Here is a 17746-nt window from a genome sequence, read left to right as displayed (position 1 = left end):
TTTAAAATACTACGATATGAAAATTATAGAATTAAGAATTCTTCCACCGATTGCAATTGGCAGATTAGGAGAATCAGAGGAACCAATGGCGGCATATGATCTTCAATTATCAAAAGAAAAGCCACTAGATTACAGAGAAATTACTCCCGAAACGACTTTGACCGTAGATCCCGTTTCAGGAGAGCTAAAATCATATAATCCAACGCATATAAAATTTAAAGACGTTAAAACTCTGGCGGACAGAAATGGAAAAATACATCCCGTTTCTCCCTTTTTGGAAGTGTTTGCCATAACAGATCAAAAGCCGGATGAATTAGTACCGCTCACAGAAGCCTTGCTTTCTGAAGCCGGATTGAGTTTGACAGACATTAGCTGGGATGTAGACGTGGCCAACATTAAAATTTTCAGAAGAACGGGGGATGTAAATGATAAAATGTTCGCAAAAATCAACAACATTACCACACACGAGGCCAAACCATTGTTAGCGGAATGTGCCAATTTTCTGGCCAGCAAAAGACTGCCGTTAGGTTCTATTCAATATATAAAACCAACTCCAGAGTTTCCCGAAATAAGATTGCGCTATACACCGGCAGCAGGAAAAGTGTACGGTTCCGATAGATATAGAAAAACAGGTAACGGACCTAAAGACATAGAAAAAGATCCGACTTTCACAAGTGACGACCAAATACTGTATGATATCAGCGAAGGAAAAGGCAAATGGCGTGGTTACCAAGAAGGCAGTATAACTAATGTACTCTACACTAATCCGGCGCAAATTTTTGCAGGTTATTCGTATACCGATAAGGAAGGGGAAAGCTGGCAGGTAAGCTGGGGTTATATTGATGATGAATGTGATGGTTTTGTAACCGTTAAACTAAAAGTTTCAAGCGAAAAGACCCTAACTGCCAAAGCACATATTAGTGCCGGACCTCCTTCTTTTGCTCCTGATACTCTGCCGATTCGTGTGGTGTCAGATGAGCTCGAACAAATTATATTGAGTACAGATATAGAAGGAGAAGTAACGATAGAAGAAGCCGAAGAGATTATTCGCCGGGCTTTTGAAACCATTCGTTTGATGAATACCGCTATCATGAATGGCAATAGTTACGAAGGAAAACAAAATGTTGCCAGTACCATGGTACGCCAGAACACCAATGATTTTGGTCGTTTCTTCGAACCTATTATGGCAACCTCTCTGGTGGACAATCTTGCTTTACAACTTTTACATGAAAGAGTGTTCAACGGATTAAGTTCCGGTGCATCACCCTGGTTTGGTGATTTATTGCGAAAACCGACAGAAATTGGCGATTTGTCCAGTAAAGCACTTCGAAAAATGCCCGCTTTAATGCGTGGTGCCGATGGTAGGTCACTTACTTTTACCTACCGACAAATCAATATGATTATTAAGGCAGCAAGTACTTCGATGTTCAAGGATATCAATCCGGATACATTGCCCGTAAGTTATGGTTCAGCATTTAAAGCCAACAATTTAACAGCGCAATTGCACTACAGAGGAACAGGAAACCCTATTGCTGTTTTGCCAAGAACGGCCATTTCGAATTGTTTTCCGGGATTGGAATTTGATTTCAGAAATCTTTGGAGAAGAGCCTTTAATGGAATTGTCCTTATCGAAAACAATAACTACGTACTAGAGGCCACCGAGGAAAAATTCAAAAATTTAGTAAAACACCGATTGGTAGCCATAGAAGGCCAACCTACCATGGTGCAGACTTTTGGTCCTTTATTCCCCGATGGAGACAATGTACCTTTAAAAACAGATGCCAATCCAAATGGAGTTTCGTTTATGGAATGGTCGAACTCGATGGTTCATGTTTTACAAAAGCAAGGACAAGAAGTGGTATGTCATTTCACAGCAGAAGAGTCAACACAGGAAGTAGTTGTAGATTTAAAGGAATTAAATAATCCCGAAAAATATATTGCAGTTACCTTAGTTGTTAATACGATATTTGATGGCAATAGTGCCGCATTTTCAGATACCATTATCAAACCCGGAGAATTGACACAAGGACTTTGTGCGCCGTGGCAAAATGATTATCGTGAATGTTCCTGCTATTATTGGGCTGCCAGCAGACCTGATTTCGTAAATATTGTTCCGGATGAAAATGGTTTAAGTACCGGAGATTTATGGATGTCTAAAAAACGAACCGGATCTTATATTCCGGATGATTGGGTAAATTCAAGATTGATTTCGTATCAGGATCTTTTTGAAAACTGGCAAGGAGAACTCAATTTTATCATAGCCGGAAAAGATGCTATACAAAGTGAGCCCGTAAAACCTAAATCAACCAAAAAGTAATGACAGGGGCAACAGAAAGATCCGTCAATGTAGGAATGAATGGGCCCATTGCAACCAAATTGGCACAGCTGATTGTTCCGCAATCGAGACCACGATCTGCTACGGCACATTTGGTAAAAGGAGGACAATCGACTCAGATTTTTATTCCAAACGGAAGCCGGCTTTATACTATTTCTGAGGAAGTAGAGCAAAAAATAGCTTTTTTGATGGACGAAAAGAACGAAAAAGGCTTGCAAAACGAACTGATTCGCTTAGGGCTCGACGCTCCGGAATATATCACGGATGAGCCCTTGCAAAGTCCGAGATTACATGCTTTGTCATTGGCAATAGCGCAGAAATGCAATATGGGATGTACGTATTGTTATGCCGATCAGGGTGATTTTGGAGGGCCTACAAAGAATATGTCCTTGGAAACGGCTTTTAAAGCCATCGATCTGTTACTAAAAGAATGTCCCGAAGGAGGGAAAGCACAGCTAACCTTTCTGGGAGGAGAGCCTCTAATTAACAGACAGGCGATTAGAGAAGCGACTGTTTATGCCGAAACAATGGCAAAGAAAAAAGACATACAACTCAGCTATTCGATTACCACAAATGGAACATTGGTCACAGAAAGTGATGCTGTTTTTTTTGAAGAATACGGTTTTTCGGTGACTATTAGTTTGGATGGAATAGGAGAGGATCATGATCGTAATCGCCCAATGAAGGGCGGTAAGGGAAGTTATAACACCATCTTGAAAAACATTCAACCCTTATTGAGGCTGCAGAAAAAAATGCAGGTATCAGCAAGGGTGACCGTAACACCCGAAAACACAAACCTTCCGGCTGTTTTGGATGAGTTTGTTCAGATGGGTTTTCATGGCGTAGGTTTTTCTCCCTTGTTAAGATCCAGTAATGGTCAGAACGAAATGAACAAAGAACAGCTGGCGGTCATGTTAGAAGGGATGATTGCCTGTGGACTTAATTTCGAGAAAAATGTATTAGCAGGAAAACGCTATCCTTTTCTGAATATGGTAAACGCCTTGAAAGAAATTTCAAAAGGAACACACAGACCTTATCCTTGCGGTGCAGGGGCAGGTTATATGGGTGTGTCTGCAGACGAAGATTTATTTGCCTGCCATCGTTTTGTGAATGAAGAGGTCGGTAAAATGGGCGATTTAAATCAGGGCATACAACCCGAGTTACAAAACAATTGGTTGGCCTCCCGACATGTAAATACACAGGATCCCTGTTCACAATGTTGGGCCCGTTATCTCTGTGGCGGTGGATGTCATCACGAAGTAATTGAAAAAGGAAGACCGGCTTGTGATTATATCAGATCGTGGTTATTTTACACCATACAAGCCAATGAAAGACTATCGAGATTAAAACCTAATTGGAATAATTAATTCAAGTTGCCATTTAAGTAACTTTTGTTGAATTAATTAAACCGATTTGACGAAAGTATAAAAGGATTAATTTGCCTCTTGCTTTAGTTCAATGTCATTAAGTTAGGAGTTTTTTTCGCGCAGATTCGGCAGATTTTGCGGATTTTTTTAATTTGATTCTGCTAAAATCTGCGTGACACTTTTTTGACAATCCTTAATTTAATGACATTGTGCTTCAGGAGGAGGCTATTCAAAATGATACTTTGCAAATATTTTAATTTTAACCAGAAATTTATAGTGTTATAATTCGGAAATGAGGTCTAGGCCTTATAATTTCAAACATAAAACAACTAACAACTTAAATTAATTAATAGAAAAATGAAACGGTTACCTGAAACTTTCGACGTATTTATTCTTGGCGCAGGTCCTGCCGGATTGTGTGCAGCGATCCGTTTATTAGAGATGGGATATACCGTTGGTATGCTCGAACAAGAAGAATTTCCAAGACCACAAATAGGGGAGTCGCTTTCTCCGGGGATTCGGAATATTTTCGAATATCTGAATGCAAAACACCTACTGGAAAACCCAGCGTATTTAGAAAATTGTGCTGCCAAGGTTATTTGGGAAAACAAAGAACAGGTTTACAATCGTCCCGCTCAAAGTAAGGGTGGAATAATTGTAGATCGAAGTAAACTGGATCTGGATTTACTTGAATTCACGGTTTCCAAGGGATTACATATCATACAACCCGGAAAATTAAAACAAGCCCTAAATTCTGAAAACAGTTGGCTATTAGAAATAACAGCAAGTTTGGATGAAATTAAAATTAGTTCCAAAATAGTACTGGATGCAAGGGGACGCAAAGGAACACTTTTAAAAGAAAGAATGCCAATCGCGCCTTCAGCGGTCGCCGTTTGGACCCACATTGAAACGAACTCAGTCTACAACGAGGCGCTTATTGAAGCTGTTGAAGAGGGTTGGTTATGGGGATCGCCCGTTTGTGGAGATCTTTATCGTATTATGACTTTTACGGATCCGATTGCCCTAAAAAAGAATAGTGAATCCCATCTTTTGGAGGTCATGCGCAAAACAAAATTATTCTCTCCATTTGCAAACGAAATCAGAGGTGAGGCCATAGAAACCTGTTCCGTTACTTCGTTTGTGAATCAAAATCCTTGGAACAACGGATTTATAAAAATCGGTGAAGCTGCTTTTACCTTAGACCCTTTGTCTTCAACCGGGGTAGAAAAGGCCATGCGTTTTTCTTTGCAAGTTGCCATTGCGATAAACACCTACCTAAAAGATCCGGATTCGCCACACCCAAAGGATTTTTATGAAGAAAAATTAATAGAATCAGTAGTAAGTCATGCGTATTGGACAGCTGATTACTACCGCAATGCATGGACTAGCCACGAAAAAACGGAGTTCTGGACAAAAAGAACTAATTTTCAACTCGATGTTTCAAAAAATGAAACGGATTTTACACTCAAATTGGAAAAAGAATTTAATACAAATGGTATACTTTTTGAAAAAAAACAAGAACCCATTCCGGTAGATTTTATTCTGTACCGTTTTTGGAATGAGGAAATTGTAGTTTCTCCTCATGCGACGTTTAAAACGGTTTATGCCATTAGCAAAGACAGTATAGTATTAAAAGAAGCTTTACTGCATCCAAACTTGGAGCGACCTTCCGTTTATCTGGATCAAATCGAATTATTTCCTTTTTTAAAGAACATAAACGGCAAAGTAGTTTCCAGTATAGCAGCGCATTTGAATACCACTATTGGAATAGAAAAGTCAAAAAAAATACTCGTTTTTCTTTTATCCAATCACTTGCTTGTGGTCGATAAAAAAGAGCAAGAGTTTAATCATTATTTGTAAACCGGATCGCATTCAGGTCCAGGGTGTCGGCCTTCTGTGTTGCAATTTCGTAGGTTATCTCTATTTCATTTTCCGATACAAATTCGATTTTCTTGTCGCACCCTGTAGCACAGGATTCTGTAATAATCGGAAAGTATAATTTTTTAGTTTTATCGTATCCTATAATGTTATGACGGAAGTAAGTAACGATTTTAAAACGATCGTTTTCAATGACCTGATCTTTGTCGTAATTGCCATTAAACTGAAATAGATTTTCGGAGTAGTACGTACTTTTTACAGAATTCGGAAATGAAGATTCAGTATTGGCATTGTTGTCTAATTGCCATTTTTGTTCAAAGTTTTTATAATAATTGATGTCTTTTTCTTCTTCGGTCGGATTGTAAACCCACTTACTTTTATTCGCAAACTGATACAATTCTTTTTTGATTGTAGCGTTGGCTTCTAAATTTTCATTTTTTAAAAACGCACCATCAATACCCTCATCAGATCTTAAAGTAGCCTCTCCGACATATTTTAAGGTATAGGATTTCAGATTAGTTACATTTAGCATAATAAAATTTAAAATTATCTCGCGATCTCCATTGCCTTGTGAAGACTCCATTACAGCAAACAGAAAATAGTCCTCGTTTTGAATCTTTTTTCGCAAGAAGTGGTGCTCGTCAATATTGACATAATAAAATTCATCTGAAAGCAAAGTCTCTTTTTGAATGAATTGTAAACTTTTACCATTTTTTCTGTATCTCGAAACGGCAAGTGCATTTTTATCCCCAACCAGGAAAAAAGGATTATCAGAACTGATTTCGCTGGCAGAGATTCTAACAACTTCCGTACTGTCTTGATTGCTTAAGGTAAATAAAGTAGCGGTCTTATCGGAAGTTTCCTTTTCGATACCTTCTTTTTGAATAGTATCAGTTGTTTTTACTTTTTCTGTCTTTTGGTCTTTCTTGCAGGAAGAAAAAGTAAAAAAAGAGAGTAGAAGTATTAGGATCGTATTTTTTTTCATTGCTTTAAATTAGGGGCTATTCCAAGTTTTGAATCGACAGGTTTTTTTAATTGTAACCGATGAATTTTGTGCTTCTATCGGTTTAGATATACCAAATATAGAAAAACAGCTGTAATAAAAATCTCTTCTAATTCCACTAAGTATCTTGATGGTTACTTCGAACACCTTTTAGATTCTTAAAAAATAGTACAAATAGAGTTTATTTGTTAAATTATTGCGAAATAACCCGTTTCCGTCTAAACGGTTTTCCTCGTTTATTACCTCTGTCTAAAACCAATTTTTCATCATTTTATCCTGAATTTACTGAGAATAAGTTAGTATCAAGTTAAGTCCAAAGAAAAAAACGGTTATCCCAAAATTTAGGCTTAAATCACGAGATTTTAGTAAAATTAATCTTTATAGTAAATTAAATTTTTTTATAAAATAATTTTTTATTTATTTTACTACATCGATTTCGTAATGCGATAATCGCAAATAACTACTTAAACAAACAACAAAAATTATGACTAATTTACAAAAGACGGTATTCACTTTTGGCAGTAAAAAAGCCCAGGGTGATGCGTCAATGAAAGACTTGCTGGGTGGAAAGGGGGCCAACCTATGCGAAATGAATCTTATCGGAATGCCAGTTCCTCCCGGTTTTACCATTACCACAGAAATGTGCAAATTATACAACAGTGAAGGTAAAGTAGCCGTTTTGGAGAAGATCAAAGAAGAAGTCCATGCCGCAATGCTACAGATTGAGGATCAAATGGGCAGTAAATTTGGAGACAATCTAAATCCTTGTTTGGTTTCGGTACGTTCCGGTTCCCGTGCTTCTATGCCCGGTATGATGGACACGATTCTAAATTTGGGTCTAAATGACAAAGTGGTTGAAGGATTGATCGAAAAAACCGGAAATCCACGTTTTGTATGGGATTCTTATCGAAGATTCATTCAAATGTACAGCGAGGTAGTCATGGGGATGAAACCAAAAAGCAAGGAAGACGAAGACCCTTTCGAAGAAATTATTGATCAATTAAAACACGAAAAAGGGATAAAATTAGATAGCGAATTTACGGCAGAGCATTTCAAAGAGATGGTTTCTTTATTTAAAAACGCCGTAAAACAATTTACTGCTACCGATTTCCCGACAGATCCTTGGGAACAACTTTGGGGAGCGGTTATAGCCGTATTTGACAGTTGGACCAATGAACGTGCGGTATATTACCGTCGATTGAATCATATTCCGGACGATTGGGGTACAGCCGTGAACATACAAGCCATGGTATTTGGTAATATGGGAGAAAGTTCAGCTACAGGAGTTGCTTTTACACGTGACTCGAGTACAGGCGAGAATCTTTTTAATGGAGAATATCTTATAAATGCACAAGGAGAAGATGTTGTGGCCGGTATTCGTACGCCTCAGCAAATTACGCTTGAAGGTTCCAGAAGATGGGCAAGTGTTGCAGCTATTACGGAAGAAGTTCGTGCTGAAAAATTTCCATCGCTTGAAGAAACTATGCCGAGTATTTTTCAGGAATTAATCGATATACAAAAAAAATTAGAACTTCATTATAAAGACATGCAGGATATCGAGTTTACGATTCAGGAAGGTAAACTTTGGATGCTGCAAACGAGAAATGCAAAACGCACCGGTGCAGCAATGGTACGTATTGCTATTGACATGCACAAGGAGGGTCTCTTAGACGAAGAAGCAGCAGTATTAAGAGTGGACCCTAACAAACTTGATGAACTTTTACATCCTGTTTTTGATCCAAAAAGTTTAAATCAAGCCGCATTGGTAGCACAAGGATTGCCGGCATCACCAGGTGCAGCAACCGGACAAATTGTGTTTTTTGCAGATGATGCAGAACTAGGGGCAGAGGAGAATCGTGCTGTTATTTTGGTGCGAATTGAAACCTCACCTGAAGACCTGAAAGGAATGGTGGCTGCTCAGGGCATACTGACGGCACGTGGCGGTATGACTTCACACGCAGCCGTTGTGGCGCGAGGTATGGGGAAATGTTGCGTTTCAGGAGCAGAGCGTCTTCAGATTGATTATAAAAACAGAACGGTGTCAATTGGGGATCTGCTACTAAAAGAAGGAGACTGGATTTCATTAAATGGTTCAACCGGTAAAATATACAAAGGTAAAATCGAAACTACTGCTGCAGTACTAAGCGATGATTTTGATACCTTGATGGAAATGGCGGACAAATACGCTACCATGAAGGTCAGAACCAATGCCGATACCCCAAAAGACGCAGAAGTTGCGCGTCGTTTTGGAGCACAAGGAATCGGATTGTGCAGAACCGAGCATATGTTTTTTGAAGAGGACAAAATCATGGCCATGCGAGAAATGATTCTTGCAGAAGATGAAGCCGGTCGCCGCAAAGCACTGGCAAAATTGTTGCCGATGCAACGCAAGGATTTAGAAGGTATTTTTGAAGCCATGAACGGACTTCCGGTAACGATTCGATTATTGGATCCGCCTTTGCATGAATTTGTACCTCACGAATTGGAGAATCAAAAAGAAATGGCAGAAGAAATGCGTATTTCTGTTAAATCGGTTCAAGATAAAATTGCCTCGATGCACGAGTTCAATCCAATGTTAGGACACCGTGGATGCCGTTTAGGAAATACCTATCCGGAAATCTCCGAAATGCAGACAAGGGCCATTTTAGAAGCTGCAATAAATCTGAAAAAAGCAGGAATTAAAGCACTTCCTGAAATTATGATTCCCCTAACCGGAACACTTGCCGAAATGCAAATGCAAAAGCAAATTGTTACGGAAACTGCAGAGAAAGTTTTCCTTGAAAAAGGAGATTCTATTGCGTATTCTGTGGGAACCATGATCGAAGTGCCACGCGCCGCACTTGTTGCGGACAGAATTGCAGAATCAGCAGAGTTTTTCTCTTTTGGAACTAATGACCTAACACAGATGACTTTTGGATATTCACGCGATGATGCGGGGAAATTCCTTCCGTTTTATTTGGAAAACGGCATTCTGAAAAACGATCCTTTTCAGGTTTTAGATCAAAATGGAGTGGGGCAGCTTATCAAAATCGCAGCAGAAAAAGGTTTGGCAACACGTCCTGACCTAAAAATTGGAATTTGTGGCGAACATGGAGGCGAACCGTCTTCAATTGAGTTTTGTCATTTGGTAGGAATGAATTATGTGAGTTGTTCTCCATTCCGAGTGCCAATTGCTCGTCTGGCGGCTGCTCAGGCTGCCATCAAAGAAAAAAAAAATTCTAATAAGGAAGTTAATAGTATAAAAAAGACAGAAGAAGATTTGGTTCTTCTTTAGTTAGTTTTTAGTTTGTTTTTTTTTAAAACAGTTGCAGGTATAAACTTGCAGCTGTTTTTTTTTGATGTAAAGTGAGTGGAAATCTCACAGAGTCGCGAAGTCGCAAAGTTTTAATGAAAAATCGAAGGAAACTTTCAAATACTGTGTCATTTCAAGAAACCCACTGTGAGAAAAAGGAAAACACAAGCAAAAGCCAAAAAATAAAAAGAAAAACTTAGCGACTTCGCGTCTTTGCGAGACTATAAAAGCGAGAAACGAGGAAATAAGACTTAAAAAGTATAAGATCTGTTACTTCCAACACAAGCAAAAAGCCAAAAAATAAAAAGAAAAACTTAGCGACTTCGCGTCTTTGCGAGACTATAAAAGCGAGAAGCGAGGAAATAAGACTTAAAAAGCATTGTTGAAAAAGTATAAGATCTGCTACTTCCAACACAAGCAAAAAGCCAAAAAATAAAAAGAAAAACTTAGCGACTTCGCGTCTTTGCGAGACTATAAAAGTGAGAAGCGAAGAAATAAGACTTAAAAGTTTTGTTGAAAAAGTATAAGATCAGCTACTTCCAACACAAGAAAAAAGCCTAAAAATAAAAAGAAAAACTTAGCGACTTAGCGTCTTTGCGGCATTATCAAATCCATATTAAGACCATTATGACCTCTTTTTTAGCCCTAAACAGGCTCGCAAAGAGTACTAATTTCTAATTCAATACGATCTGATTAGAAAAATTCCTACACATTTCACAAAGTAAGTACAAGTATTAACTATCTTATTGTTAGTGATTTGAAATATTCAGAATGAACCAATTAACATTTTTTTACAAAAAAAAACAACTAAAATTTTTGGTTTTACATTTTTAATATACTTTTGTTCTATCAAATTAGTAGAATTTAAAATGAATCAAAAGACAATAGAAAAGATAGTCATCAAAGAGACTTTATTTTTAAATAGGCGGGGGGCATTTGGCTCTTTCATCTTTTAAATGTTATGATAATTTAAAAAGTGATAGTCTATACTTCTTCCAGAATTTCAAATAAGATTGGCTTTTAATTTTAGAGCCGAAATGCTATACAGATCAATTCAAATATAATAGTAATCCAAAATAGTTAAAAATGAAGAAACGAATGCGTTGCATGTAAAAAAAAACCATTTCTGCGGGAACAGAAATGGCGAAGCTTAAAGAAATTGTACATCTCTATAAGGATAGCGCGAGTGGATTAAATCCATTTCGGCCTGCCTTATTTATTAAACCAAAACAAAGTAATGAAAAAAATAATTAATAGCTCTATATGGTTATGCATTTTGCTAATTTCCATTGGAAGTATAGCGCAGGAGACAAAACCGTTAATCCAGTCCAAACTTGATGGAAAAGTCATTGATGCTGTTACAAAAGAGCCTGTTATCGGTGCTTCCGTAAATATTAAAGGCACCACACACGGGGTTGCAACAGATTTAGACGGAAATTTTTATTTCCAAACCGGCCAGAAATTTCCTTATACACTAATTGTAAGTTATTTGGGTTACAAAAAAGCAGAAATTGTGGTTACTGAAAACCCGATAACCATTTCACTTACGGAAGAACAGAATGTGTTGTCGGAAGTTGTAGTTACGGCATTGGGAATTTCAAAAGAAAAAAGATCATTAGGATATACTACCCAGTCTCTTAAAAATAAGGATTTAGCCAATACAAAAGAGTCGAATTTCCTGAATAGCCTTACGGGTAAATTGGCCGGAGTACGAATCACCAATTCGCAGGGAGATATGGGATCATCCCGTATCGTTATTCGTGGCGAAACCTCTATAGCCGGAAACAATCAGCCTTTATTTGTGGTAGACGGAATCCCGGTAGACAACTCACAGTTGAACTCCGGTGGAGCAACCCGCGATTTTAAAAATGCGATTGCCGATTTGAATCCACAGGACATTGAAACCTTAACAGTATTGAAAGGACCTAACGCCGCTGCCCTTTACGGATCACGTGCGGCACATGGTGTAGTGCTTATTACTACGAAATCCGGAAAAGGTCAAAAGGGATTGGGTATTAATTTTAGTACCGGTATAACAATTTCAAAAGTAGCAACTTTACCCGATTTTCAGAATTCATTTGGACAAGGATCAAACGGAAAATTCAGTTATGTAGACGGTAAAGGAGGCGGAATAAACGATGGAGTTGATGAAAGTTGGGGACCAAAATTAGACGGGCGTCTTATTCCGCAATTTTATTCCAATGGCGCAGCAGTACCTTTTGTCGCACATCCTGATAATGTGAAAGATTTCTTTAATACCGGGGTTACTTACGATAATAGTATTTCGATAGCCAGATCAGATGAAAAATCAGATTTTCGTTTAGGAATCAACAATCAAAAACAAATCGGGACCGTGCCTAACAGTGAAGTCAACAAAACAAACTTTACCATAAACACCAATTACCAAATATCTAAAAGTATAAAAATAGGGGTAACGGCCAATTATATTGTAACCACAGCACCAACATTACCAGGTGGACCATCGGGGAACCGTGCTGCCGGTGTGATGCTACAGTTTCTTTGGTTCGGTCGTCAGGTCGATATCAATGAGCTTAATAAAGATTGGAACACCAACTGGAACAATAGCTATTACAGCAATCCGTATTGGAATGCCAATTATAATACAACTAGCCAACAACGCAATCGTTTAATAGGGGATATTCATTTGGAAGCAAAGATTGCGAGCGGACTTGATTTTAAATTCCGTACAGGAGTAGATTATTATAATGATCGCAGAAAATACACCATTAAATATGGCACAAACGGAACGCCATTCGGTTCGTATGCTGAAGATGCTTATACAGTAGAAGAAAGAAATACAGAAGCGATCTTGCAATATAACAACAAATTGAGTGAGGATTTTACTTTGGATGCTCTTGCCGGATTCAATGTACGTAATCATAGTGATGCTAATAACTATCAAAAAGCACCACGTTTGGCTGTACCAGATTTGTATACCTTGACAAATTCGCGTGATCCGTTGACATCATCAAACACGTTTTCGAAATTAAGAGTCTATAGCGGATATGCTTCGGCACAACTGGGCTATAAAAATTACGCTTATTTAAACCTGACGGGGCGAAATGACATATCGTCGACATTGCCAAGTAGTAACCGTTCTTATTTCTATCCTTCGGTAAGTGGTAGTTTAGTGGTATCCGAAGCCCTGAATTTGAAAAGCAATACGCTTGACTTCTTAAAGTTGCGTGCAGGTTGGTCAGAAGTAGGGAATGATGCTGATCCTTATCAATTGGTTACTGTTTACAATTTTCAAAGTGCATTCGATGGAAATCCGATTCAAACTTCCTCGCAAAAGAAGCTTAATGCGGACTTGAAACCCGAAACAACCCGCTCCACCGAATTGGGGATAGAATCTTCTTTCTGGAAAAACAGACTGCATCTGGATGTTGCTTATTACAACACCAATAGTTTTGATCAGATTCTGGAGATCAAAACAACGGCTGCCAGTGGATATAATTCACAATTAATCAATGCCGGTAAAATAAACAACCGTGGTTTAGAAATTCAATTAGATGGAACTCCCATTCAAAGTGAAAATTTCAAATGGAATATTGGTTTAAATTATTCAACCAATAAAAGTAAAGTAGAAGTTTTGGATTATGAAGGAAAGATTAAAAACTACACTATAGGTTCTTCAGGAGGTGTTGATGTATTGGCATCGGTTGGACAAGCTTATGGAGCACTTTATGGTACAGCTTACCAACGTGACGCAAACGGAAATATAGTAGTAGGCGCTAACGGATTGCCAAAAGCAGATCCACAAAAGAGAGTATTAGGAAATTATACCCCGGACTATCTGGCCGGAATTACAAACACATTGACCTACAAAAACCTCGAATTGTCCTTTCTTGTTGATGCCAGTGTAGGTGGAGAGATTTTTTCAGGAACGAACAGAACAGGAAATTATACAGGTGTACTGGCGCAAACCCTTGCAGGTCGTGATGCTGCCAACGGTGGATTGAATTACTATTATTCAGGGAATACAAAAACCTTATTAACAGGTGGAACTGCTCCAAACGGGGTACCGGTATATGATGATGGAGTTATTTTTAATGGTGTTTATGCCAATGGAACTCGCAATACTCAGGTAATTAGTGCGCAGGAATATTACAAAGCCTCTTACAATATCAGCGAAGCCTATGTTTACAGTTCGACTTTTGTAAAATTAAGAGAAGTAAAACTCGGTTACAATTTTGATAAGAAGCTGGCTAAAAAACTTGGATTAGCAGGAGCAAGTGTTACTGCTACAGGTCGTAATCTGTTTTTTATTTACAAAGATGCACCAAATATCGATCCTGAATCGGCTTTTAACACTGGGAATGCACAAGGACTTGAAAGTTTATCGTTGCCAACCACCAGAAGTTTTAGCCTTAATGTTAATCTTAAATTTTAAAAATACCGAATCATGTTAAAAAAACTATCCTATATACTTCTATCTGCATTGGCATTAACCTCCTGCAGTGATACTTTGGATGATATTAATAAAAATCCAAATGCGACAGAGACACCATTGGCACCCTTCCTTTTAACAGGAACATTAAAACAAGGTGCCGACTTATACTGGGGCTCAGACAACAACTTTAACTCGTCTTTGTTATTTGTACAACATTGGGCTAAAGTTCAGTATACCGAACCCGACCGATATGATGTGTCGAACAATTCTTTTACTTATTTGTGGAATGCCGGTTACTCAACTTTAATTACAGATTTGAATACGATTCTGAATTTTCCGGATCAGCAGGCCAATTCAAATTATAAAGGAATTGCACTGACCTTACGTTCCTGGACTTTTTTATTATTGACCGACGCTTACGGAAGCATTCCTTATAAAGAAGCGGGCCTAAAAGTAACACCGGCATACAATACTCAAAAAGAAGTTTATACTGGATTGCTTGAAGATTTAAAACGTGCTCAGTCCTTATTAGCTATAACAAACGGAACAGTAACGGGTGATTTGGCTTATAAAGGTAATATCGCAAAATGGAAAAAACTGGTGAATTCGCTTCGTCTGCGTATCGCCTTGAGAATATCAGACAGAGAACCTGCTTTGGCTAAACAAGCCGCAATTGAAGCAACAACTGATGCTGCGGGACTAATTAGCAGCAATAGTGAGATCTTTCAGTTTGTTTACACCAGTTCGCCACAACAAAATCCGGCATCGGCATGGTTTGAAACACGTGATGATTTTCGTATCTCAAAGACCGTAGTAGATAAGTTAAAGGAATTGTCCGATCCACGTTTGCCTGTGTATGCTCAGTTACCATCAGACGCGAGTGTAGGTAAGTACGTTGGAGGCGCTAACGGCTTATCAAACAGCGATGCCAACAGTCAGGGTTTTGCTAAAACATCAAAACCGGGTTCGTATTTCTTAACCTCGGCATCACCGGCTGTACTGGTTTCTTATTCTGAAGTCCTGTTTAATCTTTCTGAAGCGGCTGCACGTGGTTACATTGCCGGAGACGCAGAACAGCTTTATAAAAGTGCTATTACGGCATCATTCAACCAATTTGGGATTACCAATGCAACTGTTATTTCAGATTATCTGGATCAGCCGACCGTAAAATACGATGCCGCCAATTACGCCAAATCAATAGGCACACAAAAATGGATTGCCTTTTTTGGACAAGGTCTGGATGCCTTTGCAGAGTGGAGGAGACTCGACTATCCGGCACTGACAGCGGGTCCGGCTACTGTTTTAGACGGACAACTGCCTTCTCGTTTCTTTTATCCGGGTACAGAACAATCGCTAAACGGAACCAGTTATCAGGCGGCAGTTGCTGCTCAAGGAAAGGATTTGCTTACAACAAAACTGTGGTTTGACACCAAATAAATTAGAACAAAAAAAAGCTCAGAGTGTAACTGAATCTTAATTATAATTGTTTAGATTTGAAAATGAATAAAATATTTCAACATAAGTTATTATTTTCAGAATAGTACTGTTAAAAATATTATATTTGTATTTAACAAATAATTATTTTAAGATGCAAGAAGGTACAGTAAAATTCTTCAATGAAGAAAAAGGTTTTGGATTTATTACACCAAAGAATGGTGGAAATGAGGTCTTTGTTCATGTTTCAGGTCTAACAGAAAACATTCGTGAAAACGATGAAGTTCGTTTCGAGATTGCTGAAGGTAAAAAAGGCCCAAACGCGGTAAATGTAGTTGTACTTTAAAGTCTTACTGAGCGTATAAAAAAAGCATCTGTTACCGGCAGATGCTTTTTTTATGCTTATAATTTGCCGTGGTTTCTTTCTCCTTTTTTATTCTTTGGCAGTATTTATTTATCGCTTTTATAGATTTATTTATCGTAAAACCAAATAGAAATCAAACGATATAACTCTTCAGATTACCACTAAAATGGGCATATCACAGGATTTAAACTGAACTTTACAACAGTGTCCCTCATTTTTTTGTATATTGAATTTTAAAGTTGTGCTGCCGTGTCTTTTTTGCATTTCCTAAAAACGGCAAAATTTTGAATTCCACATCACTGGAAAAATATTTTGTATTTATGATAATCTCCCTTTGTTTACTTGTTTTAGTTGCCTATGCTTTTGACCTAAGTTCAAAGCGAACCAAGATACCAACCGTAATTATATTGTTGCTTATGGGGTATTGTTTGCGTTATGCAGCACTTTTTTTAGAAATAGAAATCCCTAATCTGGAACCCTTATTACCTGCAATAGGAACCCTCGGATTGATTTTAATCGTATTGGAGGCGGGATTGGATTTAGAGCTTAATAAAAATAAAAAAGCGATGATTTCGAAGTCCTTTTTATCTGCTTTAATCCCTTTATTGTTTCTATTTCTGATAATTGGTTTTGGAATCAACTATTTTACGGGTGCCTCCATCATTAATAGTTTTATAAATGCCATTCCGTTTTGTATTATCAGTAGTGCTATCGCGATTCCTAGTGTTCAGAATCTTTCAGACGACAAAAAAGAATTTGTAGTTTACGAAAGCAGTATGTCTGATATCTTAGGGGTTATTATTTTTAATTTCTTCTTATCAAATGACACTATTGGATTAGGGTCATTTATAACTTTTATTGCTCAAGTTGTGGTTATGCTGCTCATATCCTTAATAGCAAGCATCGGTTTAGCTTTTGTGATCAAAAAAATTGACCATCACGTTAAATTCATCCCCATTATGGTCATGATAATTTTGATCTATGAAGTTTCTAAAATTTATCATTTACCGGCTCTTATTTTTATCTTAATCTTCGGTCTCTTTTTGAATAATCTGGATGAGCTAACGCATTTTTCATTTATAAAAAAACTGGAACCCAAACGATTGAATATAGAAGTACACCGATTTAGCAAATTAATCGGTGAAGTTGCTTTTCTGATCCGAACGATATTCTTTTTGCTTTTTGGGTATACTATTACTACTGAAACGGTATTAAATACCAGTACTTTGCCTTTCGCTGTTGGCATTGTAGCAGTCATTATTTCTATTCGGTTTATTCAACTTAAAGTTTCAAAAACACCGATTAGTCCTTTACTTTTTATAGCACCACGAGGTTTGATAACCATTATGCTTTTCTTGTCGATACCACTTTCTAAAAAGGTTGGTTTTATTAGTAACTCCTTGTTGACACAGGTGATTATTTTGAGTGCTATCGTAATGATGTTGGGGTTGATGTTTGCGAAGGAGGATAGGGGTGTGGGGGAATCCTGTAACTCATATTAGACAATTAACGAGTCTTTTTATTTTGAAAAACATTTAAAAATAAATTACGGATCGAGCAGCTTGAAAAGTTTTATTATCCTATGATGTAGATGATAAATGGGGAAACTTTAAAAACATTTTAATTCACGATTATCGGTATTCGGTAGCATTAAGCATG

The 17746-nt window shown here is 37.8% G+C and carries 9 protein-coding genes; 8 read left to right on the top strand and 1 reads right to left on the bottom strand.

Annotation, left to right across the window (positions count from 1 at the left end; all coding sequences use genetic code 11):
- The first annotated feature begins 16 nt into the window (after positions 1–16).
- The 3 genes from ACHRV5_RS02375 to ACHRV5_RS02365 all read left to right on the top strand — a co-directional run bounded on the left by ACHRV5_RS02375 (position 17) and on the right by ACHRV5_RS02365 (position 5562).
- Positions 17–2317: a hypothetical protein gene (locus tag ACHRV5_RS02375; protein ID WP_395425600.1), complete on the top strand. Its 2301-nt coding sequence runs from the start codon at positions 17–19 to the stop codon at positions 2315–2317.
- A complete protein-coding gene (locus tag ACHRV5_RS02370) occupies positions 2317–3702 on the top strand; it encodes a radical SAM protein (RefSeq protein WP_395425599.1) in 1386 nt (461 codons plus the stop codon). The genes ACHRV5_RS02375 and ACHRV5_RS02370 overlap by 1 nt, the downstream gene beginning before the upstream one ends.
- Positions 3703–4059: 357 nt before the next feature.
- A complete protein-coding gene (locus ACHRV5_RS02365; RefSeq protein WP_395425598.1) occupies positions 4060–5562 on the top strand; it encodes an NAD(P)/FAD-dependent oxidoreductase in 1503 nt (500 codons plus the stop codon).
- Here the strand turns inward: ACHRV5_RS02365 and ACHRV5_RS02360 are convergent.
- Positions 5546–6565, bottom strand: a complete 1020-nt coding sequence (locus tag ACHRV5_RS02360; RefSeq protein WP_395425597.1) for a hypothetical protein — start codon at positions 6563–6565, stop codon at positions 5546–5548. The two genes, ACHRV5_RS02365 and ACHRV5_RS02360, sit on opposite strands and share 17 nt — an antisense overlap.
- A gap of 502 nt (positions 6566–7067) precedes the next feature.
- Here ACHRV5_RS02360 and ppdK point away from each other — a divergent pair.
- The 5 genes from ppdK (at position 7068) to ACHRV5_RS02335 (ending at position 17589) form a co-directional block, all read left to right on the top strand.
- A complete protein-coding gene (ppdK, locus tag ACHRV5_RS02355) occupies positions 7068–9857 on the top strand; it encodes a pyruvate, phosphate dikinase (RefSeq protein WP_395425596.1) in 2790 nt (929 codons plus the stop codon).
- A 1255-nt stretch (positions 9858–11112) separates the two neighbouring features.
- Positions 11113–14289, top strand: a complete 3177-nt coding sequence (locus ACHRV5_RS02350; protein WP_395425595.1) for a SusC/RagA family TonB-linked outer membrane protein — start codon at positions 11113–11115, stop codon at positions 14287–14289.
- 12 nt (positions 14290–14301) lie between these two features.
- Positions 14302–15726 (top strand): SusD/RagB family nutrient-binding outer membrane lipoprotein, encoded by a 1425-nt coding sequence (locus ACHRV5_RS02345; protein WP_395425594.1) that lies wholly within the window; start codon positions 14302–14304, stop codon positions 15724–15726.
- Between the two features lie 151 nt (positions 15727–15877).
- Positions 15878–16069: a cold-shock protein gene (locus ACHRV5_RS02340; protein WP_047777553.1), complete on the top strand. Its 192-nt coding sequence runs from the start codon at positions 15878–15880 to the stop codon at positions 16067–16069.
- 338 nt (positions 16070–16407) lie between these two features.
- The gene (locus tag ACHRV5_RS02335) at positions 16408–17589 is read left to right on the top strand and encodes a sodium:proton antiporter (RefSeq protein WP_395425593.1); all 1182 of its coding nucleotides are present in this window, start codon (positions 16408–16410) and stop codon (positions 17587–17589) included.
- Positions 17590–17746 lie beyond the last annotated feature (157 nt).

The organism is Flavobacterium sp. FlaQc-52 (genome assembly GCF_044007495.1).
GTDB classification, from domain to species: Bacteria; Bacteroidota; Bacteroidia; order Flavobacteriales; family Flavobacteriaceae; genus Flavobacterium; species Flavobacterium cupriresistens.
Note: the sequence above shows the minus strand (reverse complement) of the source record. Positions and strands in the feature narration are given on the sequence as shown.